Source organism: Paenibacillus arenilitoris, assembly GCF_014705655.1.
GTDB classification, from domain to species: Bacteria; Bacillota; Bacilli; order Paenibacillales; family Paenibacillaceae; genus Pristimantibacillus; species Pristimantibacillus arenilitoris.
The window spans coordinates 126,825-151,728 of sequence record NZ_JACXIY010000019.1; the positions used below are offsets into that span (position 1 = coordinate 126,825).

Consider the following 24,904-nt stretch of genomic DNA (forward strand, 5'->3'; position numbering starts at 1 on the left):
TTTCGCACGCAATTCTTCGCAGCACGCATAAGAGCGAGCAAAAGCCTGCACTTTTGCCACTTTTGCAGGCTTCGGCATAAGACGCGCTGCCTGGAGGCAGGTTATGCAGCGGCTTAGGCACGAGTCGCATCGGCCGCTTAAGAAGGCGGCAGCCAGCCGAAAAATTGGCGGTGCAGGGATAATCCCCTGGCACCGCCAAGTAAGCAAACTTCAATGGCGCCGTTCCTGGCGCCAACGAAGCGGAAACGGGCGAGCCGCGGAACGAGCCGCCTTCTCTAGAAGCGCATCCTCATAAAACCCGAGCAGCTGCTCGGAAGGCTCGTGCCAGCCCACGCGTCCCGCCGCCGCGTAAGCGTTGGCCGAAATCGTCTCCCTCAGGCCGGGTTCGGACAAGGAGGCTATCGCTTCCGTCAGCGCTTCGGGGCGATCCCCGTCGAACAGCACGCCCGTTACGCCGTCCTCGATCTGCTCGCAGGTAGGGCCGCTACGGCCCGCGACGACCGGCAGTCCGGAAGCCATCGCCTCCAGAATGACAAGGCCCAGCGTCTCGGTCGTGGACGGGAACACGAACAGGTCGGCGGAAGCGTATGCCTCGGCCAGCGATTCGCCGTGAAGAAAGCCGGTGAACACCGTGTTCGTGCCGCGGAAATAGCGCTCCAACGAAGGTCTGTGCGGACCGTCGCCGACAAGCGCGAGGCACAGCTCCGGAGAAGCTTCCAGCGCTTCCCGAATTTGCTCGATCCCTTTCTCGGCGGCAAGCCTCCCGACATAGAGCAGCACGGTTCGGTCCGGACGGCCGCCGGACAGCAGGCCGCGCATTTCCGCATGCCGATGCCCCGGTCCGAAGCGCTCTACGTCGACTCCCCGCTTCCACAGATGAACGCTGCGGAACTTGCGGCCCTTCAGTTCGTCCAGCACCGATTGCGACGTGCACAGGTTCACATCCGCCCTGTTGTGCAGCAGCCGGAACCACCACCACAAAATCGGCTTCAGAAACGGAAGACGATAGTAATCGGCGTATTTCGGAATTTGGGTATGGTAGGAAGCGATCATGGGCAGCTTCAGCTTGCGGCCGTAATAGATGCCCGCCACGCCTAGTACCGCAGGGTTGACGACATGAACAAGATCCGGACGAAGCCTCTCCAGCAGGGCGCCGACTTTCGGGCTCGGCAGCGCCAGCCGCTTGCTCGGGTACAGGAAGAACGGGCGCGCAGGTATGCCTTCGATCTTGACGCCGTCGTATTCATAGACGCCGAGGTCGGGCGCGATGACGGTCACGTGATGGCCTTGCTCTCGCAGCCAGCGAACGGTAGCGCACAGCCTGGTGACGATTCCGTCCGTTGAAGGCAGGAACGTTTCGGTTACGATGGCAATCTTCATCCGAGCGGCCCCGTTCTACTTCCAGGTGACTTGCGGCAGGACGTTCTGAAGAATGATGCGGTCCTTATGCCGTCCGGCGGTCAGCAAAATGTCCAGCAGCACTTCGTCCGTCAGAAGATGCGGCTCCAGGCCGAGCGCCTTCAGCTTCGTATTTTTCGCATTATAGTAATGCTGTTCCTTCTCGACGCGCGGATTGTCCAGGCGGGCGATGTCCACTTGCAAGCCTTCCCGCCGCGCGACCGCGCGCACCTTCTCGGCCAGCTCCATCACCGAGAACTCCTCCGTGAATTGGTTGAATACCCGGAACTCCCCGAAATCGGCCGGATGCTCGGCGGCAATCTCGATGCAGCGGATCGTATCGCGAATGTTCAGAAACCCGCGCGTCTGGCCGCCTTCCCCGTATACCGTCAAATCGTGGCCGATCGCGGCTTGGACGAGGAACCGGTTGAGCGCCGTACCGAACACGCCGTCGTAGTCGAGCCGGTTGACGAGCACCGGATCCGTCAGCGTCTCGTCCGTATGCAGGCCGTAGACGACGCCTTGGTTCAAATCGGTCGCGCGCAGCCCCCAAACCTTGCAGGCGAACATCAGGTTATGGCTGTCGTGAACCTTCGAGAGGTGGTACATCGAGCCGGGCTGCTTCGGATAGGGAAGCACGTCCTCCCGGCCGTTATGGACGATTCGGATATACCCCTCTTCGATATCGATATTGGGGGTCCCGTACTCTCCCATCGTGCCGAGCTTGATCAGATGGCAGTCGGGAACGATTTCTTTGATGCCGTATATGACGTTAAGCGTGCCGACGACGTTGTTGACCTGGGTGAACACGGCGTGCTCCCTGTCGATCATCGAATACGGGGCGGAGCGCTGCTCCGCGAAGTGCACGAACGCTTCGGGGCGGGTTTGTTCGAGCGCGGTTCTCAGAAAATCATAATGGTTCAGGTCGCCTTCGTAGAGCCCTATCTCCCGCCCGGTCCTCTCCCGCCAAGCGGCGATCCGATCCTTCAGCGAAGCGATCGGCGTAAGCGAATTCGAGCGCAGCTCCTCATCCCACTTGCGGCGAATCAGATTGTCGATAATGGTGACTTCATGTCCTTTTTTCGATAAATACAAAGCCGTCGGCCAACCGCAAAATCCGTCTCCACCAGCGATCGCGATTCTCATGCTTGAACCTCCTCGAATAGTTCCGTTATCGAAATCCGCCTTGTGCCGTCCATTCGAAAATAAAATAACACAGCTTTGTTAATTTAAAATAAAACCGATCCGCCTTGACTTCGTACTTGCAGCCTTACTCATTCCTATTGCGACGCGCAATTCAATTATTCTCGCGGCGGCATAAAGATAATGTTAAGAGATTGTCGGCCGGGAATGTTTTCCGCTTGACACCTGTCGTTTACAGACGTAAACTTTAATCATCGTTTACATATGTAAACATAAAGAGCGAAGAAGGTGAAGCCATTGAACCCATCCCCCCGCATCACCGAAGCGGAGAGCGAAGTCATGAAGCTGCTCTGGCAGAAGGAGCCGCTGTCCGCGAGCGAGATTATCGAGAAGCTGACCGAGCAGATGAGCTGGTCGGACCAGACGGTCAAGACGTTCCTGAACCGGCTGCACAAGAAGAACGCGATCCGGTTCGAGAAGTCCGGCCGCACCTACCTGTATTACCCGCTCGTGTCGCACGACGACTACTTGAAGGCGGAGAACAAATCGTTCCTGAACCGGTTCTATGACGGGGCCGTCGGCATGCTGTGCGCGAAATTTCTCGAGGAAGAGAAGCTCTCCGATCGCGATATCGAGCAGCTTCAACGGCTGCTGGACCAAAGGAAGAAGGACGGTTCGGGCGCATGAGGCTCCTCGAATCGGCGTTCTCCCTTCTGCTTGCCGCATCTCTTGCCGCGAGCTTCGCCATCCTGCTGCTGCTTCTGATCCGGAAGCCGCTGAACAACCGCTTCGGCCCCGGCATCGTCCCCGTGCTGTGGCTGCTCGTGCTCGTTAAGCTGCTTGTTCCCCTCGCCCCGGAAAGCCCCGTCAGCCTGTATAATCTGCTGCCGCAGGCGGTGCAAGAGAACGGGATCGCTTATTCGGGGTACGGCGGCCGGGATGCTGCACCGGAACCGGTGCGCGGGCCTGCGGCATCGCCGCTGCGGAACGAGGAAGGAAGCGCCGCTGCCACTTCAGCCGGACCGAGTCGGACGGAAGAGGCGCAATCGCCCGTCTCGGATACTTCTCCTCGGCCTGATGCCGGAGACAGCGATCGAGACGGGCAGGGCCGCCTGCTGACAATCGCCTCGCTCGTCTGGCTTGGCGGTCTGCTGGCGCTTAGTGCGGGCTACCTGTTCGCGGCGCTGCGATTCCGCAAGCGGATCATAGCTTCGCGCAAAGCCGTGGACGCGGAAATTCTCGCCATTCTGGAAGCGTGCAAAGCGAGGCTGGGCATCAAGACGGACATTCCCGTCTATGAGACAAGCCTGCTCCGAAGCCCGTGCGCCTACGGCTTGACGAAGCCGGGCATCTACTTGCCGGAGGATATCGTCGCGATCGCGGACAGCGCTCAGCTTGCGCATATCCTGCTGCACGAGCTGACCCATTTGAAACGGAAAGACCTGCTGGCGAACTTCCTGTGGACGCTGGCGGTCATGCTTCACTGGTACAATCCGCTCGCCTGGCTCGCCGTCAAACGAATGAAAGCCGACCAGGAGGTCGCCTGCGACGCGCGTACGCTGGAAGCGCTGGACGAGCGGGAAGCTTCGTCCTACGGCATGACGCTCCTGATGCTGTCGCGCTTATTCGCCGGGAACGCCTCAATTAAGGCCAACCTCGCGCATTTCTTAGCGAACGACAATGATATGAAACGGAGAATCACGATGATCGCCAAATTTAAAAAAGGGTCGTACAAGCTGTCCGCCGTTGCCATCGTTCTGATCGCTTCGTTCGGCGCCGTCATGCTTACGACTGCAACGGTCGCCAAAACGGACGCGAATTCGCACGCTGCGGAAGCCGAGGAGCAGAACGCTTCTTCGTTCCGAATCGTCAGGCTGATCGACTCGTTCAAATGGTTCAACCGCCTGGATCGGGCGCTCGATTTCGCCAATTTCGACTTTAAAGTGCCCGACTACGCGCCCGAAGGCTTCCGGCTTGAAAACGTGGATTTGAACACGTATTTCACTCAAGCCGAACAAGCCGACCTTATCGAGGCGGCCTCCATGACCTTCGTATCCCGATACGGAACCGACGACGAGCAAATTTTCGAGGCGGTCGCAGCCATTGGGAATGGCAGCCTGCAGGAGCATGGCTTGCTGAAGGGAACCCCGAATACCGGGCGGCCCGAGGTGGATGCGCAATCGTTCCGGCAGGAAGCGATGACGATCGGCCCGATTCATGGCACCTTGTTCACCAAAACGAAGACGGATAACGCCAAAAGCTTCGTCTGAGAAGAGGACGGCGTATCGTACGCCGTCAATTACGACGGCAAAAATTATCGGTTGAAAAAAGAGCCCAAGCTGCAAGACGATCTTCCGAGGGAAGAGCTGGAGAAAATCGTGCTTTCCTTTACCGACCCGCGGCAAGTCCGGAACGTCCGCTATGACGGCGAGGGCAATTCGTTCCCGCTGTACGACGAGACGGACTTGCGGGACGCGAAGGCGATTCTGGGCGTCGACGTCAAGTTCCCGCTCGTCCTGCCCGATACCGAGCTGAAGATAAGCAATTCCGTTCTGCTTCGGGAAGGCGACCGGAACACCGGCTTCGCGTTCCGTCACGGCGCGGACGCCCTCTGGAACTCGTACCGCGCGCCTTACGACTCGGCCGTCTATGACATGAACGACGAGCTCTGGCTCTACCAAAGCAAGGAACCGCTGTTCGACGCGGCCAAGCTCTCTTATGTTCGGACGCTGTACGCGGACGGAGTCGAGATCAAAGCTTACGCCGACCCCGATCACGTCTACGTCGGCCCTTCCTACCTCGGCAACGGCCATGACAAGACGAAGATCAGAAGCCAGACGTATTATTTCTGGAAGCAGAACGGTATTTATTACGCAGCCTGCTTCCACGGCCTGGACGCCGATCAGGAAGAGAACGTCAGACGTCTGGCGGCCGTTCCCGCAGAATAAAATCGCTATCGCGCTCATTGGCGGAGGATACGACGGTATCCTCCTTTTTTGCGCTTCCGCGGCCGGCTATCCGTTACCCCCCGCTCCCATCGTCTTCGCCGCCCGGGTTTTCGCATAAACAGGCAAAAATTATACACAATAGTATAAAAACGAAATCGGGAGAATAGAGCGATGTTATATTTGATTAATTTAGGCATTATTACGCTTTGGTTAATCGTCGTGCTATGCAAACGGAAGCTCTCGACGCATGCCGTCGTAACCGCATACGTAATCGGAGTGGGATGCGCGGATCTTTTCGAAGGATTGTTTAACCTCTTTCTTGGGCTTTACAAGTTTCCGACCCAATTAAGAGCGGATCCTTATTACGCCAACGAGCTTGGCGTTATTTTCGCCGACTTTCTCATCCTTCCCTTTACGCTCATTGTTTTTGTGTATTACGCTTCGAGATCGAACCATCCTTGGCGTATATCGCTTCCTTTCGCAATCGCCCATATCGTCATGGAGCTCGTTTACTTGCAATTGGGGTATATGACGTACGTGCATTGGCATATTTGGTTGTCGGCCTTCTTCTACGTCGCCGGTTTTCGCTTCGGGGCCTACCTCGCCCCCCGCATCGCAACCTACGATCCGCCCGTTCCGTACCGCGTCCGGCTGCTCTGTTTCTCGCATATGATCCTCATGTGGACGAGCGCCGTCTTCGCCCTGCCCATACTCAAATTGTATCGATTCAAGCCCGGCCTGTTCCAGGATTTCATGGCCGACTGCCGGTTCGCGGAGCTCGTCTCCGGCGATATTTTGTCCGTGCTTTGCACGATCTTCGTTCCCATGACGCCGCGGAAGCGAAAGCCGCTGGTCTTTGCCGCAATCGCTTTGGTAGGGGCGGCCGTAGCCGTCTTCTCCGACTACATGGGCTGGTTGGTCTACTACCGCTGGAATTTGTTTTTGACCATATTGCGATACGTCGTGCCCGTCGGCATCATTATGCTTTACGATCGCTGGGAAGCGAATTACAAAGCCAGAGCAATCGCCGACGCTGCCTGACGCAACCCTGAGCCTTTGCTGCGCAAAGTCCCAATAGGACCCGTCCCTTGACTTAAGTCAATGAACCGCCGTTGCCTGCCCGTTACAATAAAGGGGATTTCACGGAAAATGGGGAGGGAAAATGGAATGGTTGCCTCGGGGAAGGAACGGAACGAGCTGCGAAACGCCGCCCTGGCTGCCGGCATCGCGCTGATCATTATGACGCTCGCCGCCTTTTTTTCATACGGCTATGTCCATGGAAGTCTTGTAGCGGAAGGGGATGCCGCTGCAACCGTTCGCAACATCGCGTCATCCGGGATGCTGTTCCATGCGGAAATTCTGGGTTGGCTCGTCATCCTGATCTGCGACATCATCGTCGCTTGGGCGTTTTCTATTTATCTGAAGCCGGTTCATCGAAGTCTTTCCCTGCTCTGCGCGTGGCTTCGCCTAATCTACACGGCCATTCTGGCGATCGCCGTCTCGCATTTGCTTCTGGCGTCGCTCCTCGCGAACGGTACGGACGCGTTATCGTTAATGGAGACCGATCGTCTTGCAGCCCAAGTGATGCTGGAACTCGCGGCATTCGATTTGATCTGGTCCGTCGGTTTGATCGTTTTCGGAGCACATCTGCTGCTTGCGGGCTGGCTCGCTCTCCGATCAGGCGAGATTCCGAAGCTCCTCGGCGTCTTATTGTTGATTGCCTCGATCGGCTATATGATCATTCACCTAGGTTCCGCCTTTCTTCCGCAATATGGCAGGTTCGTTACGGTGTTTGAATACGCGCTTGCCGTACCGATGACGGCGGGGGAACTCGGCTTCGGATTGTGGCTGCTGTTCAAGGGAGGGAAAGCGTCCGCGAAGGCGTAGCCTCCGCTTACGCATTCCCTTGCCGAGTCCGCTTCTTGATCCGGCTTAACGACTCGGCGGTAATGCCGAGATAGCTCGCCAGTTGATGCTGGGGCACGCGATCGATTAACTGAGGCCGATTCCGCAGCAGCGCCTTGAACCGCTCCTCCGGCGTAGACGCCATGAACGAAGCGAATTCATCCTGGACCTGGCCGAAGCTTTCTTCGATCATCCTGCGCGTCATCGCTTCCAGCTCCGTATATTTGTGATACATGTCCGCTTCGGCGCTCAGTTCGCCCACGACCAGCACGGAGTCTTCCAGACAGGCAAAGGCGTACTCGGACGACTTATCCGATCGATGGCGATTGAACATCCCGATGGCTTGCTCCTCCGTATAAAAATTGGACGTGCGCTCCCTACCCGATTCATCGACCGAGTACTGCCTCACGCACCCCTTCAGCACGAAATAACATCGGGTAGGCGTATCCCCTTGCCGGAGGAGGACCGTTCCCCTCCCGTATTTCTCAATCTGGATCTCATCGACGATCGCTTGCTGTTCTTCTGCGCTAAGCGACGTAAATTTGGCCATATACTTGAGCAACGCTTCCTTCATCGGATTCTCCTTTCTTGCGGCCTTTGAGTCAAAAATACCACATCCGGCCGACTCGCGGCGAAAAAAATGTCCCCGCACGTCCCCGCCTTGCTCAAAGTTGACAAACTGTTGTCAACAACGCCTCCTTATACTACAACTATGTTCGATCAATTCAAGGAGGCATACCATTATGACGAATACCAATACCCAAGCAGCTGCCGACACGGCGATCAGGCCGTTCCGCATCGACATCCCGCAAGCCGATCTCGACGATTTGAAGGATCGCCTGGCCCGTACCCGCTGGTCCGGCGAGCTGCCCGGCGTCGGCTGGAGCCGGGGCGTTCCCGCCGATTATTTGAAGGAGCTCGCCGAATACTGGCGCAGCGGGTACGACTGGCGCAAGCACGAGGCCAGGATCAACGAATATCCGCAATTTACGACGACGATCGACGGCCAGAACATTCACTTCCTGCATATTCAATCGCCGGAGCCGGACGCGACCCCGCTCATGCTCCTGCACGGCTGGCCCGGGTCGTTCGTCGAGTTCATGGACGTCATCGGACCACTGTCGAACCCGCGCGCCCATGGCGGCGATCCCGCCGAAGCGTTCCATCTGGTCATTCCGTCCATTCCCGGCTTCGGATTCTCGGCCCCGCTTAGCGAGCCGGGCTGGACCGTCGGCCGGATCGCGGGCGCGTTCATTCAGCTGATGGCGAGGCTCGGCTATGACCGGTACGGGGTTCAAGGCGGCGATACGGGCTCGTTCGTGGCGCCGGAGATGGGCCAGCAAGCGCCTGACCGCATCATCGGCATCCACGTGAACGCCATGCTCACCTTCCCGATCGGCGAAGAGGGCGAGATGGACGCCTTGTCCGAGGAGGACCGCGAGCGCTACGCCAGGATGGAGAGCTTCAATGACGGGTACCTGCAGGTCCAGTCGCTCCGCCCGCAGACGCTGGCCTACGGCCTGCACGATTCGCCGGCCGGGCAGCTCGCCTGGATCGTCGAGAAATTCAAGGAATTGACCGAGCCGGAGGAAGGCCTGCCGGAGGATTCGGTCGACCGGGACCGGATGCTGACGAACATCAGCTTGTACTGGTTCGGAGGAACGGCCGGTTCCTCCGCCCAAATCTACTATGAATCGAAGCACGACTACTCGGCTTGGGAGCCGAAGGAGCGCGGCACGGTGCCGACGGGCGTGCTGCTCTCCCTCGCCCATGACGTCACGATCCGCCGTTTCGCCGAGCGGGACCACCATATCGTGCATTGGACGGAGTTCGATCGGGGCGGCCATTTCTTCGCCATGGAGCAGCCCTCGCTTCTCGTACAAGACGTCCGTGAGTTTTTCCGTAAGGTACGGGCATAAGCAACGCCGGTCAGGGATTGCTTTCATGAAATAATCGGACGGCGTGACTCACCTGGCGAAATCGTCTATCATGAGGCTAAGCGGAGGTGATGATCGTGAAGCTCGAGCGTCTGATGGCGATCACTATATTGCTGCTGAACCGCAAGCGGGTGCAGGCCCAGGAGCTGGCGAACCGGCTGGAGGTCTCCTTGCGTACCGTTTACCGCGATTTGGAGACGCTGAGCATGTCCGGCATTCCGATCGTGTCCTATTCGGGCAACGAAGGCGGGTTTGAAATTATGGAAAGCTTCCGGCTCGACCGCCAGATGCTCTCGTTCGACGAGCTGCACGCGCTGTTCACCGCGCTGCGGGGCTTGCAATCGACGCAGGCGATGAAGCGGCATAACATGGACCGGCTGCTGGAGAAGGTCGGGGCCTTGGTTTCGAAGGCGGAACGGGAGCACATGGCGGATACCGATCAAGTCGCGATCGATTTGACGCCATGGACGAGCGGCGCGGCTTCGGGCGCGCTGTACGAGGCGCTGCATAGCGCCGTTCAGGACAAGAAGCTGATCCGGTTCGCGTATACCGACGGCAACGGAGAGGAAACGGAGCGCCGCGTCGAACCGCAAATGCTGGTGCTGAAGGGATATACGTGGTATTTACACGGCTATTGTTTGAAGCGCGACGATTACCGGCTGTTCCGCTTCTCGCGCATACGGGACCTGGCCATATTGCCGGATACCTTCCGTCGCCGTTCCTTGCCGCTCGCGGAAGTGAACGAACGATGGGAGGCGGCTTGGCGGCAGGAATCGGTCGACCTGGTTCTCCGGTTCACGGGCAAGGCCGTCGTCGCCGCGATGGACCAGTTCGATCCGGCCGACATGGAGCGGCAGCCCGACGGGTCGCTTATCGTGCGGACGCGGCATTATTATAAGGATTTCGAGTCGATGATCGGGTTCTTGCTCAGCTTCCAAACGAACCTGACGATCATCGGGCCGGCCCGCATCGCGGAAGCCGTTCGGCAAAGCGCGCTGGATGTGGCCGGTTTGTATGAAGATGAAGAAAGAGGAGGTCGTCCTTAGCGGGACGGCCTCCTTTTGCGGTCCGATCAAAAATCGGTCCGGAGAAGGAGGATGAATTAACTGTATACACAATATACTGTTTATATAATATACAATTTAAAAGAATAGGGTGATGACGAATGAATGCTTGCGCCATTGAAGTAACCGGATTGCGCAAAAGCTTTGGCAAACGCACCGTCCTGAACGGACTAAGCTTGTCGGTGGCGAAAGGAACGATCTTCGCGCTGCTCGGACCGAACGGGGCTGGCAAAACGACGCTGATCCATATTTTGTCCACGCTGTCCGATCCGGACGACGGGGCCGCGCGAATCGAAGGATACGACGTCGTCTCCTCCCGGACCGCGGTCCGCCGGTCGATCAGCCTTACCGGCCAATTCGCAGCGGTCGACGAAGTGCTGACCGGCCGGGAGAACCTCACGATGATGTGCCGGCTATGCGGTCTTTCGCGGGGAGAGGCCCGCATGCGGACGGCGGAGCTGCTGAAGCGGTTCGCGCTCGAGGAAGCCGCGGACAGGCGCGTGAAAGCCTATTCGGGCGGCATGCGCCGCCGGCTCGATCTCGCCGTAAGCCTGGTCGTTAGCCGTCCGGTGCTCTTTCTGGACGAACCGACGACCGGACTCGATACGGTCAGCCGCCGAGCCCTCTGGGATACGATTTTAGGGCTGAAGGAGCAAGGGATCACGATTTTTTTGACGACGCAATATTTGGAAGAAGCCGATCAGCTCGCCGACGAAATCGCGGTTCTGAGCGGCGGACGAATCGTCGCGACGGGGACGGCCGAGACGTTGAAGGCGCAGGTTGGAGGCGAAGTCGTCGAGCTGCGGAATCGGCAGGATGAAGTCATTCGAACGATTCCGACGAGCGGGAGCGTCCACGACATTCGCCAAACGCTGAACGAGATCGCTTCGTCGTGCCCGCCGGATACGCGAATGGTCATTCGCAAGCCCAGCATGGACGACGTCTTCCTGGCCCTCACGACCGTAGAACAAAAGGAGGTTTCCCACGCATGAATAAGCTTCAACCGAATGCAAAGTCCGCTTCCTTCGCGGCAACCAACGCCGTCTTCATCGGCCGCAGCATCCGCCATAGCCTGCGCAACGTCGAATCTCTGCTCATGGCCATCCTGCTTCCCGTCATGCTTATGCTGATGTTCACCTATGTATTCGGCGGAGCGATTGACCCAAGCGGCGATTACGTCAATTACGTCGTTCCGGGCATCATTCTATTATGCGCCGGCTTCGGCTCGTCGAGCACCGCCGTCGACGTCGCGACGGATATGACGAACGGCATCATCGACCGCTTCCGGACGATGCCGATTCGCAGCCTCGGCGTCATCACCGGCCACGTCGCGGCCAGCCTCGCCAGAAATTTGCTCGCGACGGGCATCGTGATCGGCGTAGCCCTGCTTGTCGGGTTCCGTCCCGCTGCAGGGACGCTCGAATGGCTGGGCGCGCTTGGCGTCATCGTCCTGTTCATTCTCACCTTCACCTGGCTGTTCGCCGCGATCGGCCTCGTCACGGGCAGCCCGTCTTCCGCCGGCGGCTACGGCTTCGTCCTGCTGTTCCTCCCCTATCTGTCCAGCGCCTTCGTCCCGACGAGCACGATGCCTGCCTGGCTGCAAGGGGTTGCCAATCACCAGCCGATCACGCCGGTGATCGAGACGATCCGCGGGCTATTGACCGGCACGCCGGTGAAGGAGCACGTCTGGTGGGCCATCGGCTGGTGCGCGGCGATTCTGGTCATCGCGCTGGTCTGGTCGATGCTTGCATTCCGCCGCCGCGGCAGCGGGCGCTAAGTGTAAACGGCTGACGCTACGCACGAACCGCTAGCTGCATCTTGCCCAGCTCGGTTCTGTGCCGTCCTTTGGCGGCATAAGCTCGTTTCGCGATGTATATTTTAATAACAATAAAACAGCGTTTCGGCTTCGCCGAGACGCTGTTTTATGATGAGCCCGATTTCTGCCAAAGGTAGAGCTCGAAGCCGTCCAATATCCGTTCCAGCCCGAAATCCAGATCGTCGCCGATCGGGTTGTCGACTTCTTCCGTGTAAGCGCCGGAGGCCACGACCGGATGCAAATACGGGAACCGGTCCGGCTTGACCAGTTGTCTGAGCGCGTCGCCGTAACGGGAGCCGCTGAACTCCTTCGGGTCCGCTCCTTCGCGAATGGCGCGGTCCATATCCCTCGCAATCAGGCCGCATGCTCTCGAATAGCTGCTCAGGAGCAGCAGAAACGACATTTTCTCGAATTCGTTCAACGGGAAATCCTTCATGATTCGAAGCGCCCAGTCAATCACTTGAAGACTGCCCGGCGTGAGCGGCGTGCCCGTAATCGGGATATCGCCGAACCAGGGATGGTCCCGGAAGACGCCGACGCAAGCCCAGACATACTCCTTCATTTCCTGACGCCACGGCTTCTCCGCATCCTCCGGCGGAATCGGAATGTCGCAGATGGCATTGTGCATCAGAACCAACAGGTCCTCCTTGCTCGTGATGTAACGGTACAGCGACATCGTGGTGAAGCCGAGCGATTGGGCGACTTTGCCCATCGATACGGCCGCCAGCCCGTCCCGATCGGCAATCCCGATCGCGGCGTCGACGATTTTGGGGACCGTAAGCTCGCCTTTCGGCCCCCTGCGCGAACGCTTCACGATGCCCCAACTCAGCTTTACCCCCGCCGGCAGCTTGCTTATTACCTCTTCATCGACGTCATCGCCGCTCGCCATGTTAGCCAAACCTCCATCATCGTTGCTGCTCCGAATTTGTGTATCTCGTATACAGTATATCACAATCGTCCCCTAAAACGCCTTAACTCCGCCGTAGACGCGCACGCGGTTCCTTCCTTCGTGCTTGGCCGCATACAAAGCTTTATCCGCCCGATTCAAAAGCTGATACAGCGTCTCCTCCGTCCCTTTCTCGGCCTCGGCCACGCCAAGACTGATCGTCACGGGAATGACGCCCTCCTCCTTCGCGAGCGGCTGCGCCTCCAGACCGGCACGCATCCGATTCGCCAGCGCCTCCCCTTCCGAGGCCGTATATCCGCTAAGCGCCAGCACGAACTCCTCGCCGCCGTAGCGGGCGAAGAGCGCCCCCTCCTCCAATTGGGACCGGCAGACGTTAACGACGTGCACGAGCAGCTGATCGCCGGCCGCATGACCGTACGTATCGTTGACGCTTTTGAAATGGTCGATATCCATCAGGATGACCGTAAAGGCCGATGCATGCTCTTGCGCCTCCGCATACTCCCGCTTACAGGACTGGAAAAACGCGCGGCGGTTATAAATTTGCGTCAGCTCGTCATAATAGGCCTGGTACTCCAACTTGACCTGCAGCCGCTTGAGCTCCGTAATATCCGTAAAAATAAGCAATAACCCTTTGCTATCGTTGCCATGCCGCAAAGGCGAGGTGCGAACCTGATACGTACGCTCGGACCGGTCGGCGGCCGGGAGCCGTATTTCCCCGTTGTCCGCGGCCGTATCCAGCCCGAACGGAAACGAAGCTCCGGCCAACTCATGCCATACCTTCGCAAAGTCCGTCCCGAACATCGACCTATGCAAGGACGGGAACATGCTTTTGCACGCCTGATTGAACTCGATCAAGCGATTAGTCTCGTCGAGCACCATGACGCCGTCATTGATGCCGTTGAAAATCGCGTCCTTGGCGATCGGCATGATCGTAAACAGGCGCGACGTGCGGATCGACCACAAATACAGCAGCGAAGATAGCCACAGCACCATCGGGACCGGGTCGATGCCCGGAGGCGTGAAGCCGATTAAATAAACAAAAGCCGTCAGCATCGGCACCAGCTGCCCGCACAGCAGCGAGACGATTTGCGGGCGATAAGCCTTGGCCGTCTCTCTCCAGCGCGAGAGGATGAGCAGGAAAGCAACGAACATGCTGGCAAACGTAAATAAACCGTGAATCATATACCATACGCCAATCTCCTGGCGAACGTAAGGCGCGCCGAGAGCCGGGTCGATTTCGAACACGCGGTAATGGAGCTGATGCCAATCGTTCGTCGCCACCATGATCAGGCTGATGGCGGGGATAATAAAGAGAGCGTTCCGCCATTTCGGCGCTATTCGGATGCCCAAATACTGCATGACGAACAGCAGCCCGAGCGGCGGGGAGAACGGCATGCCCGCATATTGCACGACGGTCCAGAACTTGATGGCCTCAAGCGTCGTGGACATTAAGCCGAACGCGGAAGCCATGCAATAAATCGTAACGCACACCGCTTGCAAAATAAATAAACGGGCGATATGGGTATAGTTGTGACGCTTGGCAAAGACGTAGAAGCCTAAGTACAGATTAAGTACGCCGGATGTGCAAACCAACGTGATAGCAGCGGTCAAATCCGAATTCACGGTTGCGTCCCTCTTTTATGTAAGCCTGTTTCCTACAATGTAGCACAGTTGAAAATAAATGTGGACGGTAGAATGAGCCAAACGGGTAAGGAAAAATTTGGGGTGCGCGGAGGGCGTATCGGTTGAAGTCCTATGATAAAATGAAAGCAAGGAGTTGATGAACCGATGGATTTTTTGCGCATGATCGCGGAAGAGCGGATACGCGAGGCCGCCCGCCGAGGAGAATTCGACAATTTGCCCGGCGCGGGCAAGCCGCTTCCCCCCGATGAGATGGACGGCGTCCCGGAGGAGCTTCGGGTAAGCTACAAGCTGCTCAAGAACGCCGGGATGATTCCCGAGGAAATGCAGCTTCGCAAAGAAATGATCACCCTTGGCGATCTGATCTCCGCCTGCCAGGACGACGCCGAGCGCGCGAAGCTTCGGCGCGAGCTGTCGGCCAAGAAGCTTCGCTACCAGTCGCTCATGGCCGACCGCGGCTGGCCGGCGTCCGGCGCGTTCGCCGATTACGAGCGGCAAATTCAGCAGAAGCTGTTCGAGAAGGAATGACTCTGCCGCAGAGATTGACCGCCGGCTATTTGACGTCGTAACCGTTGATTTTCAAATGGGCATGGAAAATATCCATGGAAGAAGGACGCCGATCCTTGGGCAGCCAGCTGTCGTGCTCCCAGATACCGGAATGCTTCAAGGCTCTCGGGCAATGGATAAAGCATTCCTCCACGTCGACGACGATGCCGAGCGCGGGCGCCTTGTCCTTGAACTTCAGGTTCTCCAATACCGGATGCTCTTTGATGACGACGGCTCGCCCGTTCACGCGCAGCACTTCCTCCATGCCCGGGATGATGAATAACAGCCCCACATGCGGATTGTTCAAAATATTGCTTAACGTATCCACGCGCTTATTGCCCGGACGATCCGGAATGACGAGCTGCTTAGCGTTCGCAACATACACGAAGCCGGGCGCGTCGCCCCGCGGCGACACGTCGCACTGCCCTCGTTCGTTGGAGGAGGCGACAAACATCATCGAGGACTTCTCGATGTAAGACTTGGCCTGCTCGTCGATCATCGCGATGCTTTTCTTCACGACCGCTTCATGCGGCGATCCTACCAGCTCTCTGATCTCTTCCAACGACTTGACGAGGTGGTTCTGAACGTCTAGATTTTCCATTCGGGTCTCCTTCACTATAAAGTACGCTGCGAGACTACTCAGTTTTTAGGAAGTTTATCCACTTGCTGGGAGTACTCCTTGTACCATTTTTCCCATTCGTTCTTGCGCGAGTCGATCGTACGATCATCCAGCAGAACTTCGATGACATCCAGGCATACATGCCAGCCAGCCAAATCTCTAGGCGTATGATCGGTCATTCGATTGATCTTCTCGATCAGCACCAGCCGGCAGCCGTCCGATTCCGGATACAGCTCGAACCGGACTTGATCTTCTCCCCACGTGTACTCCAATACGGCGTGCATTTTGAGCTCGATAATCTCCAGCTCCTCGAATGTGCCGTCCTGCATGTCGAACTTAATGATCCCTCCTTCTCGGAGGTCATCCACTTGCAGCTCGGAGAACCATTTCTTCAGCTTGTCGTTCTCCGTCAAGGACGACCACACTTTCTCAACGGGGTGCTTAAGATGACGTTCGAAGCGAGCAACGTATCCATCCTTGGTTTGTTTCAGAACGGCTAACATGTTTTCCTCCTCTTACTAGGCGCTATCGCTCTTATTCCTCTTCATCAAGTTGTTTCTCCAGGGCATCCAATTTATCCAACCAATATTGCCGATACGGCTCGAACCAATGATAGACCTCCTGCAAAGGGGCAGGATTGAGGCCGTACATATGGTGCTTGGCATCCTTGCGAAGACGAACGAGACCCGCTTCCCTCAAGATGCGCAAATGCTTGGATACGCCAGGTTGGCTAAGCGACATCAATTCGACCAATTCGCTGACGGAACGTTCCCGAACGAGAATCAGGTCTAATATCTTCCTCCGATTGGGCTCGGCCAGCGCTTCAAATAGGGCATTCTTGTTCATGCCTGCATATTACCATAAAGTTATATTTCCGTAAAGTTATATGATTTTTAAAAAAAATAAAGTCTTAGACTGCTGCTGTTATTGAACTAGCGTCTTCGTTAGTTGAATATTATCAATCCCTACCCTCTGGTAAGCTCCAAACTTCAATGAAATTACCATCCGGGTCGTAATTTTGCCGGAACAGGATTTTTATGCCTGACTCTTACGTGATCCTTCCCGTTACTTCAATGGCTCAGACCGCTGTCTTTATTGCTTACAAGTCAGTATCAAATCATTCAAATCTATTATTCCTTTTGCTCTTAATAGAAAGTCCATTCCAATTATTCCATCGATATTGATTCCATAATTCATAGTTCCGATGTCAACTTGGAAGTTCTGAATCCGAAATCCATTTACTTCAATAGCATCAATAGTTTTGAAAAATACAAATTCGCTTCCGCCAACTCCGCTTATTGTACCTAATATATCATTGAGTTCTACAGTCAGTCCGATTTCTTCAACAAGATCGAGCTTTAAAATCGTGCTTGAAGATCCTGTATCAACAAGGACATGAGCTAGCTTTAAACTTTGATTATTATAATAAACCGTTATCTCGATGAATGGTAAGTCGCTGTTAGAGAGATGAATTTCTGTTTTCATACCCTGACTCCCAACCACTTTCGCTCAATAATTTCCAAATCCACTTTACTGGTATGGGCTACATATAGCTCTCTGTTCGGTTCTTTCTTATGAATCACTTTATATTCATCAAGAGCGTCTTTACCTTGATCATACTTGTTAATTACAGATATACGTTCAATAATTCTTCTTCCGTTATCTGAATAAGCAGTAATCGCTTCAAATAATACCCATTGATCCGGAAAGTGGTCCCTTACTGTTTTCCAGTTCATAAAGATCCTCCCTCGAGATTTTAGTAAACCATTATGAAACGTTAATTTCATCATACCATATTTAGCTAGAACTGAAGGCATGACAGCGGGAATTTCCTACAAGCTCCATTACGCTATCCTGCAATTTAGCGTGATAATGTCCACATTTAGCATTAACGGCGAGCGATGAAGACGAATTCGAGTCCTGGCCGGTCAACCGCATCTCGAATATCATCGACATGGAAGTTAGCGGATCGTAAGGAGTCTATGATCTCGAACTTATTCCGGAACCTCAATGTCGAATCCGAAGTCAGTACCGTCCCGTCCTTCTGAAATACAAAGGTTTGACGGAACGAAACTAGCGGTAGTTGTACATCGATGAGATCCACCCACTTTTCTATTCTTCCAATGTCCGGCACATTAACCACTTGATACGTCTGCTCACGATTCCAGTCCTTCCAAGCTTCCTTCGAAGGGTTCCGAACCTCGAATACGAGCCGTCCACCAGGTTGAATGACATCGCGACATTTACGAAGTGTTGCGATCCACTCTTCGTCAGTGACAAAGACTTGGGCGACGTTTCCAGTCATCGTGATTAGATCCGATTGAACTCCAGAGAGTATCTCAGTTGTTCCATGAATCCATCTGACCCGATCTGCAAAAGCCTTTCGTCTTGCTACATCAAGAGAGGCAGCGGCTGGATCGACGCCAGTGACATCTTTACCAAGTGCCGCAAGTCGACAAGCAAGGATACCGGTACCACAACCAATATCTATCACGGATTGAGCGCCGAATTCGTGCGTCATCTCGATATACGGGGCAAGATCCGGACGTTCTGCCGAATCAAATAAATCGTAAACATCTGCAAGCCTTGACTCTTCGAATATTCTGTCAGCCATATCCATGTATCCTCCCCGACAACTTTGTTATTTCGTATTTATCAGTTATAGTTAAACATTACAGTCAGTAAGTTCAATGAACAGGGGCAGTTTCACCTTATTTTCTTGCTATGATCATGAAGCGTTTTGAATTGGTCATGATCCCCTTTTTCGTTTTATGCTCTCCAATGAACTTATCAAGTATAGCAAAGTCGTTTTCGCTTTGGCCAAAGTTCGGAATGATCGGAGTGTGCTTCAGTAAGAATATTAAATCTTCGTAGGATTGGTACCATTCCGTTGCGTCACAATCAAACGCTTGAATATTATGGAACCCTGCTTCACGCAATTCTGTAATATAATTATTTTTTAACGTTCCGTCCTGAATACCAAATGATTGACCTCTTCCAAAAGCATTTTTGATGTTAATTTTATCATCTTCGCTTACTTGCTGCGTTAGAAATATTCCGTCATCTACTAAAACTCTTGCCACTTCTTCCGAATTAATTGGTGCATGACGAGAAGATACCACGTTAAAAAACTCATGAGGGAAATCTAGTTTGTCAGCATCCATTTGCAAAATACGAACATTGGAAATCCTCGAGGATTTCAAGTTAGCATTTGCGGCTTCAAGCATTCCGACCGAACTGTCTATTCCCACTAATAGTAAGGCTGCCTCAGTGATTGACAATAAAGCTTCTCCGCCACCAGTACCTATGTCCAACAAAATGTCCGATTTCTTGCATCTTTGGGAAACTTCATGATAAAAATCCCATTTTGCTCCCTCGGATGCAGACCTGACTTTGCTAAAGTCCCATCCGTTTAAGCTTCCACAGCGTTCGTAAAAGTTCCTGTATACTAATTCGTTCATTTATTCTCAATCCTCCAATGAGATAATAAAAAGCCTCAACATAAGAAAAGTCCCTTCGGAAACGAAGGGATTTTCTTATGCCAAAATAGATCGAGTATTGCGAAGAACGGCTTTCATACATTCTGATTCAACGTCGACGTTACCCGCGATTTTAATTCTGCTCTTATTCACGTCCAAGCTTTTCAATTGATCCGTAAGGACGACACCGGTAAATACGAGTCCGTCCGGAAGAGCCACCTCAAAAGGGTACTCCTTTACTTGATTCGTGATCGGACATACGAGAGCAAAACCAGTTAAATCATTAAAATCTGCTTCAGATAATACGATTGCGGGACGTCGGCCTGCTTGTTCATGTCCGGCTTGCGGATCAAAGTCAAGCCACACTAGATCGCCGCGTGCTGGAATGGTCAAATCAGTTCGTCTCCTTCAATTCCGAAGTCAATCTCTTCATGACGCTGCGAAGCCGGCTTCATTTTCGAGAGCAGCAGTTTCAAGTGAGCCCGCAGTTCCTCGTTCGATTCTAGCGGTTTTATCGTAGGGCGAAGTAGAAGATCGTTATCCGGTGTGACGATGATCTGAAGTTCCGCACCTTCTTCCAGGTTAAGGCGCTTTAGTAATTGATTCGGAATCCGGATTGCGCAACTGTTACCCCATTTACTGAGCGTTGCAGTTGTCATTAGAATCATGTCCTTTCCTTTGTTATGATCCAATTATACCCCACCTCCTTCAAACCGTATATACATATGATATACAAAAACCATTCGTTCGATACCGAAGGACGACTATATTATGAATACTTGAGATGAATTTCATTCGTTCTTCAGAGGAAAGAAGATGTTGCATTCTTCCTCACCACCCTAACAGATTTTATTAATTTTACTATAAAAATCGTCTGCAATTCATTACGCTAAACTCCCATTACTTCAACGATCAGGAGCAGGCACCGCGGTGCCTGCTCCTGACATAGTCACTTCGCTATCGTACCCGTAGCACGACCGCTACTTTTTCTTTACTGGTATCCAGATCTCAACCTGTGTATGCCCGGGCATTCCATAGTACATTTCGAATTGAGGACCCTCAACCTGTTCGTATCCAGATATCGGAAACCACTCGGAATATATTCGTTCCCATAGTTTTTGCAAATCACATTGCGGCTCCGGGAAAATAGCCCATGTTAATGCCGGGACAGAAAGCTTTGTAAATCTCTCTGGAATTTCAAGCCCCTTCGGCAAATGATAACCTATCATGTACTTGAATGATTCTCCCGTGTGATCAAATAAGGCAGCGTGCAACACGGTATTGCCAAACCGCCCCAGTAGCTCGTTCATTAGATCCACACTGCCGTCTTCATCACATTGTTTACGGAACCGAGGAACCTCAATAAATGCCGTTTGCAAATCCTGACTAACGAGACCATAAACGCCGAACATCTCAAAAGATTCTCTATGTTCAATCCGGTAATTCATCTCGACATCTCCTTTTATTGAGATATGAAAGGACATTCGAGGATAGGCCTTTAAAGACATGCCTTTATCGCGCGCAGATATCGGCATGATCCCATGGAGATTCTTGAACGCCCGTGCGAACGCTTCCGGTGACTGGTATCCATATTTCATGGCTACATCGATCACCCTTGCATCGGTTGTCTGCAGTTCAAAAGCCGCCAATGTCAATCGTCGACGCCGGATGTACTCGGATAACGAGATTCCGGTAATGAACGGAAACATTCTTTGAAAATGATACGTAGAGCAACAGGCGATTTGCGCTATGTCATCATATGAGATATTGTCCGCCAAATTCGTTTCGATATAATCCATGGCGCTATTCATCCTCTCCAACCAATCCATCGTTCTCCCTCCCTTCGAGTTAAATACTATCGCAAATAAATATGACTTGCCTTGCATTTCCTGCACGAAATAGTCAGCATCGTTCACATCCCCCTTAGGATCGATCCCAACTAATCCGATGTATTCTTGTCACCCGCCGTACCGGTCCAGCCAGTCGCGCTGCCACTCCTCGAATGACTTGCCACTTATACTCCGCAGCGGCTTGCCGCTAGGGAGCGAGAACATGCCATCCTCCGTGAACATGCCATCCCCATTTATGTCTACAACCGTTTCGGTGCCGCCGATCGGCTTGCCGTCAGTAAGAAACACCGAGGCGATAAATTCTCCCTCAATCGCTAGGCTTCCAATCGCCTTAAATCGCTCTACCTCTATGGTTTTGCCGATATAATCGGCTGGATCAATGCCTTCCATTAGTCCCCATTCGACCATATCCGGCATACGGGTCAGCATTTCCTCGTTCAATACATATTGCACGCCATCGCCATGCCACTTTACATTTTGGTACCCTTTGTTTTTTAAATAACTATAGGCTTCGGATGATTCAGCCTTCCCGTCTCCGCCGCAGCCGGCAAGCATAATCATAATGACAAGCGACAGCAGCATATTTACTTGTCTCATTCGTTGCGACTCCTCTCGCGCCTTGAAGATGTCCTGTTGCATTAAACTGCCCAATCACTTAACGAGGCCACCGGATATTCCGGCAGCCTCTTAAGCTGTAAAATTACGTCCCCTTATATTAACCCCCGACCCTTATAAAGCAATTTGAGTGTTTTCTATTTATGATCCCCTTGAGCTTGAACCGCATAGTCCTTCCACTTCTCTCCCCAGCCATGCATCGCGGAGTACACCCGAAGGAAATCCATTCCCTTGTCCGTTAAGGAATATTCGACGGTTACGGGGACGGTCGCGAACACCTCGCGCTGAACGATATGGGTCTGCTCCAACGTCCGCAATACGTCGGTTAACGATTTGGTGCTGATTTGGCCCAGGCTCCTCCTCAGTTCATTGAATCGACGAGGAGAAGCGGCCAGCTCGCCGATGACCCAGAAGATCCATTTGCTCCCCATCATCTGCATCGCTTCCCCCATGGAAGCCGAGCATTCTTCCCTCTGGCTGTCCGTATACATTCGATTCACCTCGCGATTACTTATCGTAAGCAGCTTCATTGAAGCAAACTAAATAAGAAAAAAGTGCCTTCTTTCGCCTATCTGCTGCTTTCATTATACTTGGTATCAATTCGAACATGGAACAAAATATACCGCCAGGAGGAAATCGCAATGCGTACGATCGTCATAACCGGAGGAACCGACGGGATTGGAAGACAGCTTGCCCTGCATTATATTCGTAACGGGGATCAGGTCATCGTTATCGGCCGAAGTGCCGAGAAGGGCGAAGCGTTGCGTCTGGAGGCAGCCAAGTCGAACCGGGAGAACGCCTTCCTCTTCCTCCAAGCCGATTTAAGCCTGGTCTCAGAAAATATTCGGATCGTCGATGAACTAAGCGCAAAAGAAAGCCGAATCGATCTACTGCTGCTCTGCGCGCAATCGCAAAAATTCAGCAGCGTGTACCGGGAGACGGAGGAAGGATTCGAGCATCATTTCGCTTTGTATTACTTAAGCCGATTTATTCTGAGCTTCCAGCTTCGAGGACTGCTTCGCGGCAGCGCGGCCCCGCTTATTATTAACGTCTGCGCTCCCGGCGTCAAAGGGGGCGTTCATTGGGAGGATTTGCAGCTGCGGACGCTGCGGCCCTTCAACAGCATAAAAGCCATTATGCACGGCAGCAGGCTCAACAACCTGCTGGGCGCGGCATTTGCCCAAAGCGCGGCGGATATGAATATCAAATATCTTCTGTTCAATCCCGGAGCCGTTCAAACCAAAGGGGCGACGGAAGCGTTCGACCACAAGCTCCTTCAACGGCTGGTCAAGCTGATGTACAACATAATCGGACTGCCTGCCGAAAAGGCCATAGAACCGATTCTTCGATTCGTACATTCGCCGCCTGAAGAGTCGCTGACGGCTTATAAACGAAACAAAAAACTCGATGCGGCTCAAATGATCCCCTATCTCGAGCAATCCGACAGGCTTGTTCGCCTCACGTTGGAGCTCATTAAGCGGCAATACGGGAATTTCAACATAACGTAAAAGAACCGGGCCTATGCATTTCGCCCGGTCCGGTCCTGATTCAACAGCTCTTCGATTGCGGCGGCAAGCTTCTCTTTGCTCCGAAGACCCGACCAATAGAGCTTGCACTCCGACAGCATGTCCTCCAGCTGCTTCAGCGTCAGCCCCGTGTCGGTATACGTGCTGAAGCTTGGAATAATCTCCTTGTACATCTGATAGCGGGTCGGATAGACCGGCTGCCCGGTCCGCTGCGCCGCTTGCTTATGGGCCGGGATGCTGAACGTTTCCTTCCGGATAACGCGCTGCGCATCGTCCGATACGAGGAAATCGACGAGCTGTTTGGCCGCGGCTTTCACCTTTGACCGTTTGTGAATCGCAAGGCCGATCGTCAGATTGATCGTGTTCAAGCTGTTCAAATGAGGAAGCGGCGCCACGTCGAATTCGAAATCCGCTTCCTTCAGGCTGTTAATGGAAAAGTACGTCGTCATGATGATCGATACTTGACGCTCCTTGAACAGCCTCTCCGCCTCCCTGCTGCTTGCGGACAACAGAAGCGGATACACGCCGGGCTCATACAGAATGTCCCGCACCTTCTCGATGCCGTCCAGCAGCCGCGTCTCATGAACGCGGTATCGTCCGTCCTCGTCTCTCCGGAACGCTTCCCCGCTCTGTAGCAGGAACAGGATCCACCGGTTCGGACTGAGCAGGTGATAATAAAAGCCGAACCGCTCGTTCCGGATCGCCAGCTTGGACGCGCTTGCGATCAGATCGTCCCATGTCCAGCCGCTGTCCGGCTCCGGGAGCTGGAGTTCGGCGAAGTGCTCCCGGTTATAACAAAGAATAACCGGAGAGAAGACGAACGGCTGGGCATGCAGCTCGTCTTTATATTGAAATGCTTTTTTCAGAAAAGGGTACAGCTCTTCGAACGGTTCTTGCGGCTCCAGCATGTCTACCGCCTGTTCCTCCACAAGGTCCTGATACAAATACGTGTTCATCATGACCATGTCGATCATGTCGTGGGCCAGCAAATCCCGCACATACCCCCGGTCGTCGCTGATCTGAATCGGTTGAACCCGAATATGAGGATGCCGCTTCTGAAATTGCTCCAGTAAAGAAGAAAGCTCCGCCTGCGTATCCATAATCGGATAATAGCCGAGCCGGATGACGATTTGATCCTCGCTGGAAGGAGGCTTGATCCGGTTGCCGACTCTCGGAATTTTCTCTACCCATCCTTCCTCTACCAATACGTCGAGGCCTTTGCGGACGGAATTGTTGCTGAGCTGGAACTTCAGGCTCAAATCCAGCTCCGAAGGCAAATACTCGCCCACCGCGTAATGCCCGGCCATAATCTGCTCCCTCAGCGTCCGTATCATCTCTTCGAGCCGCGTCCTGAACGTTTTTCTGCTTGGCTTGTCCGACATTCGCCCGACCTCCGATCCCTATTTTCATCCGCATCATACACAAACCGGAGCCCGCTTGCAAGAGCGCCGATGGCAGGGCGCAGGCGGCCGCCGCATCATGGAGAGACGCCAATCGCAAAAAAGGCGCC

The 24,904-nt window shown here is 54.1% G+C and carries 29 protein-coding genes; 11 read left to right on the forward strand and 18 right to left on the reverse strand.

The annotated features are described in order from the left end of the window. Positions 1 to 210: 210 nt before the first annotated feature. On the reverse strand, positions 211 to 1,380 hold the full coding sequence (locus IDH41_RS17315; RefSeq protein ID WP_190863189.1) for a glycosyltransferase family 4 protein: 1,170 nt from the start codon (positions 1,378 to 1,380) through the stop codon (positions 211 to 213). A 15-nt stretch (positions 1,381 to 1,395) separates the two neighbouring features. Then, positions 1,396 to 2,544: an NAD-dependent epimerase/dehydratase family protein gene (locus IDH41_RS17320; protein WP_190863191.1), complete on the reverse strand. Its 1,149-nt coding sequence runs from the start codon at positions 2,542 to 2,544 to the stop codon at positions 1,396 to 1,398. A gap of 285 nt (positions 2,545 to 2,829) precedes the next feature. Here IDH41_RS17320 and IDH41_RS17325 point away from each other — a divergent pair, with 285 nt between their 5' ends. The 5 genes from IDH41_RS17325 (at position 2,830) to IDH41_RS17345 (ending at position 7,376) form a co-directional block, all read left to right on the forward strand. Continuing rightward, the gene (locus tag IDH41_RS17325) at positions 2,830 to 3,228 is read left to right on the forward strand and encodes a BlaI/MecI/CopY family transcriptional regulator (protein WP_317890767.1); all 399 of its coding nucleotides are present in this window, start codon (positions 2,830 to 2,832) and stop codon (positions 3,226 to 3,228) included. After that, positions 3,225 to 4,811: a M56 family metallopeptidase gene (locus tag IDH41_RS17330; protein ID WP_190863192.1), complete on the forward strand. Its 1,587-nt coding sequence runs from the start codon at positions 3,225 to 3,227 to the stop codon at positions 4,809 to 4,811. The genes IDH41_RS17325 and IDH41_RS17330 overlap by 4 nt, the downstream gene beginning before the upstream one ends. A gap of 51 nt (positions 4,812 to 4,862) precedes the next feature. Further along, the gene (locus tag IDH41_RS17335) at positions 4,863 to 5,489 is read left to right on the forward strand and encodes a hypothetical protein (protein ID WP_190863194.1); all 627 of its coding nucleotides are present in this window, start codon (positions 4,863 to 4,865) and stop codon (positions 5,487 to 5,489) included. 171 nt (positions 5,490 to 5,660) lie between these two features. Next, on the forward strand, positions 5,661 to 6,530 hold the full coding sequence (locus tag IDH41_RS17340) for a hypothetical protein (RefSeq protein ID WP_190863196.1): 870 nt from the start codon (positions 5,661 to 5,663) through the stop codon (positions 6,528 to 6,530). 126 nt (positions 6,531 to 6,656) lie between these two features. After that, positions 6,657 to 7,376 carry a DUF4386 domain-containing protein gene (locus IDH41_RS17345; RefSeq protein ID WP_190863198.1) on the forward strand — a complete coding sequence of 240 codons (720 nt, stop codon included), beginning with the start codon at positions 6,657 to 6,659 and terminating at the stop codon, positions 7,374 to 7,376. Positions 7,377 to 7,383: 7 nt separating this feature from the next. On the opposite strand, the gene IDH41_RS17350 is transcribed toward IDH41_RS17345, so the two are convergent. Further along, the gene (locus IDH41_RS17350; RefSeq protein ID WP_190863200.1) at positions 7,384 to 7,968 is read right to left on the reverse strand and encodes a Crp/Fnr family transcriptional regulator; all 585 of its coding nucleotides are present in this window, start codon (positions 7,966 to 7,968) and stop codon (positions 7,384 to 7,386) included. Positions 7,969 to 8,137: 169 nt separating this feature from the next. Between IDH41_RS17350 and IDH41_RS17355 the strand changes: the two genes are divergently transcribed. The 4 genes from IDH41_RS17355 to IDH41_RS17370 all read left to right on the forward strand — a co-directional run bounded on the left by IDH41_RS17355 (position 8,138) and on the right by IDH41_RS17370 (position 12,172). Next, positions 8,138 to 9,313, forward strand: coding sequence for an epoxide hydrolase family protein (locus IDH41_RS17355; RefSeq protein WP_190863202.1), 1,176 nt, complete (start codon positions 8,138 to 8,140; stop codon positions 9,311 to 9,313). Between the two features lie 95 nt (positions 9,314 to 9,408). Further along, the gene (locus tag IDH41_RS17360) at positions 9,409 to 10,377 is read left to right on the forward strand and encodes a helix-turn-helix transcriptional regulator (protein WP_190863204.1); all 969 of its coding nucleotides are present in this window, start codon (positions 9,409 to 9,411) and stop codon (positions 10,375 to 10,377) included. A gap of 119 nt (positions 10,378 to 10,496) precedes the next feature. Continuing rightward, the gene (locus IDH41_RS17365) at positions 10,497 to 11,387 is read left to right on the forward strand and encodes an ATP-binding cassette domain-containing protein (protein ID WP_190863206.1); all 891 of its coding nucleotides are present in this window, start codon (positions 10,497 to 10,499) and stop codon (positions 11,385 to 11,387) included. Next, positions 11,384 to 12,172 (forward strand): ABC transporter permease, encoded by a 789-nt coding sequence (locus IDH41_RS17370; protein WP_190863208.1) that lies wholly within the window; start codon positions 11,384 to 11,386, stop codon positions 12,170 to 12,172. Before IDH41_RS17365 ends, IDH41_RS17370 begins: the two co-directional genes overlap by 4 nt. A 145-nt stretch (positions 12,173 to 12,317) precedes the next feature. Here the strand turns inward: IDH41_RS17370 and IDH41_RS17375 are convergent, their stop codons facing one another. Continuing rightward, a complete protein-coding gene (locus IDH41_RS17375; protein WP_190863209.1) occupies positions 12,318 to 13,100 on the reverse strand; it encodes a TetR/AcrR family transcriptional regulator in 783 nt (260 codons plus the stop codon). A 72-nt stretch (positions 13,101 to 13,172) separates the two neighbouring features. Continuing rightward, positions 13,173 to 14,741, reverse strand: coding sequence for a sensor domain-containing diguanylate cyclase (locus IDH41_RS17380; protein WP_190863211.1), 1,569 nt, complete (start codon positions 14,739 to 14,741; stop codon positions 13,173 to 13,175). A gap of 165 nt (positions 14,742 to 14,906) precedes the next feature. Between IDH41_RS17380 and IDH41_RS17385 the strand changes: the two genes are divergently transcribed. After that, positions 14,907 to 15,287, forward strand: coding sequence for a DnaJ family domain-containing protein (locus tag IDH41_RS17385; RefSeq protein ID WP_190863214.1), 381 nt, complete (start codon positions 14,907 to 14,909; stop codon positions 15,285 to 15,287). A 25-nt stretch (positions 15,288 to 15,312) separates the two neighbouring features. Here the strand turns inward: IDH41_RS17385 and IDH41_RS17390 are convergent, their stop codons facing one another. The 12 genes from IDH41_RS17390 to IDH41_RS17445 all read right to left on the reverse strand — a co-directional run bounded on the left by IDH41_RS17390 (position 15,313) and on the right by IDH41_RS17445 (position 22,359). Next, positions 15,313 to 15,906: an MSMEG_1061 family FMN-dependent PPOX-type flavoprotein gene (locus IDH41_RS17390; RefSeq protein WP_190863216.1), complete on the reverse strand. Its 594-nt coding sequence runs from the start codon at positions 15,904 to 15,906 to the stop codon at positions 15,313 to 15,315. 38 nt (positions 15,907 to 15,944) lie between these two features. After that, positions 15,945 to 16,427: an SRPBCC family protein gene (locus IDH41_RS17395; RefSeq protein WP_190863218.1), complete on the reverse strand. Its 483-nt coding sequence runs from the start codon at positions 16,425 to 16,427 to the stop codon at positions 15,945 to 15,947. Positions 16,428 to 16,458: 31 nt separating this feature from the next. Next, on the reverse strand, positions 16,459 to 16,770 hold the full coding sequence (locus tag IDH41_RS17400) for an ArsR/SmtB family transcription factor (protein WP_190863219.1): 312 nt from the start codon (positions 16,768 to 16,770) through the stop codon (positions 16,459 to 16,461). Positions 16,771 to 17,016: 246 nt separating this feature from the next. Next, complete coding sequence (locus IDH41_RS17405; protein WP_190863220.1) at positions 17,017 to 17,409, reverse strand: retropepsin-like aspartic protease; 393 nt, start codon at positions 17,407 to 17,409, stop codon at positions 17,017 to 17,019. Continuing rightward, entirely contained in the window at positions 17,406 to 17,660 is a 255-nt protein-coding gene (locus IDH41_RS17410) for a hypothetical protein (protein ID WP_190863221.1), read from the reverse strand. The genes IDH41_RS17405 and IDH41_RS17410 overlap by 4 nt, the downstream gene beginning before the upstream one ends. Before the next feature lie 152 nt (positions 17,661 to 17,812). Further along, positions 17,813 to 18,538: a class I SAM-dependent methyltransferase gene (locus tag IDH41_RS17415; RefSeq protein ID WP_190863222.1), complete on the reverse strand. Its 726-nt coding sequence runs from the start codon at positions 18,536 to 18,538 to the stop codon at positions 17,813 to 17,815. Positions 18,539 to 18,635: 97 nt separating this feature from the next. Next, positions 18,636 to 19,385 (reverse strand): class I SAM-dependent methyltransferase, encoded by a 750-nt coding sequence (locus IDH41_RS17420; RefSeq protein ID WP_190863223.1) that lies wholly within the window; start codon positions 19,383 to 19,385, stop codon positions 18,636 to 18,638. Positions 19,386 to 19,460: 75 nt separating this feature from the next. Then, the gene (locus IDH41_RS17425) at positions 19,461 to 19,796 is read right to left on the reverse strand and encodes a type II toxin-antitoxin system PemK/MazF family toxin (protein ID WP_190863224.1); all 336 of its coding nucleotides are present in this window, start codon (positions 19,794 to 19,796) and stop codon (positions 19,461 to 19,463) included. Then, the gene (locus IDH41_RS17430) at positions 19,793 to 20,095 is read right to left on the reverse strand and encodes an AbrB/MazE/SpoVT family DNA-binding domain-containing protein (RefSeq protein ID WP_190863225.1); all 303 of its coding nucleotides are present in this window, start codon (positions 20,093 to 20,095) and stop codon (positions 19,793 to 19,795) included. The genes IDH41_RS17425 and IDH41_RS17430 overlap by 4 nt, the downstream gene beginning before the upstream one ends. A 288-nt stretch (positions 20,096 to 20,383) precedes the next feature. Further along, entirely contained in the window at positions 20,384 to 21,232 is an 849-nt protein-coding gene (locus IDH41_RS17435) for an AraC family transcriptional regulator (RefSeq protein ID WP_190863227.1), read from the reverse strand. Positions 21,233 to 21,361: 129 nt separating this feature from the next. Beyond that, on the reverse strand, positions 21,362 to 21,850 hold the full coding sequence (locus tag IDH41_RS17440; protein WP_190863229.1) for a hypothetical protein: 489 nt from the start codon (positions 21,848 to 21,850) through the stop codon (positions 21,362 to 21,364). Between the two features lie 155 nt (positions 21,851 to 22,005). Beyond that, positions 22,006 to 22,359, reverse strand: a complete 354-nt coding sequence (locus IDH41_RS17445; protein ID WP_223829805.1) for a winged helix-turn-helix transcriptional regulator — start codon at positions 22,357 to 22,359, stop codon at positions 22,006 to 22,008. Positions 22,360 to 22,509: 150 nt separating this feature from the next. Here IDH41_RS17445 and IDH41_RS17450 point away from each other — a divergent pair, with 150 nt between their 5' ends. After that, positions 22,510 to 23,376, forward strand: coding sequence for an SDR family NAD(P)-dependent oxidoreductase (locus IDH41_RS17450; protein ID WP_190863233.1), 867 nt, complete (start codon positions 22,510 to 22,512; stop codon positions 23,374 to 23,376). 11 nt (positions 23,377 to 23,387) lie between these two features. Here IDH41_RS17450 and IDH41_RS17455 read toward each other — a convergent pair whose 3' ends face one another. Continuing rightward, positions 23,388 to 24,776 (reverse strand): extracellular solute-binding protein, encoded by a 1,389-nt coding sequence (locus tag IDH41_RS17455; protein ID WP_190863234.1) that lies wholly within the window; start codon positions 24,774 to 24,776, stop codon positions 23,388 to 23,390. Positions 24,777 to 24,904: the final 128 nt, after the last annotated feature.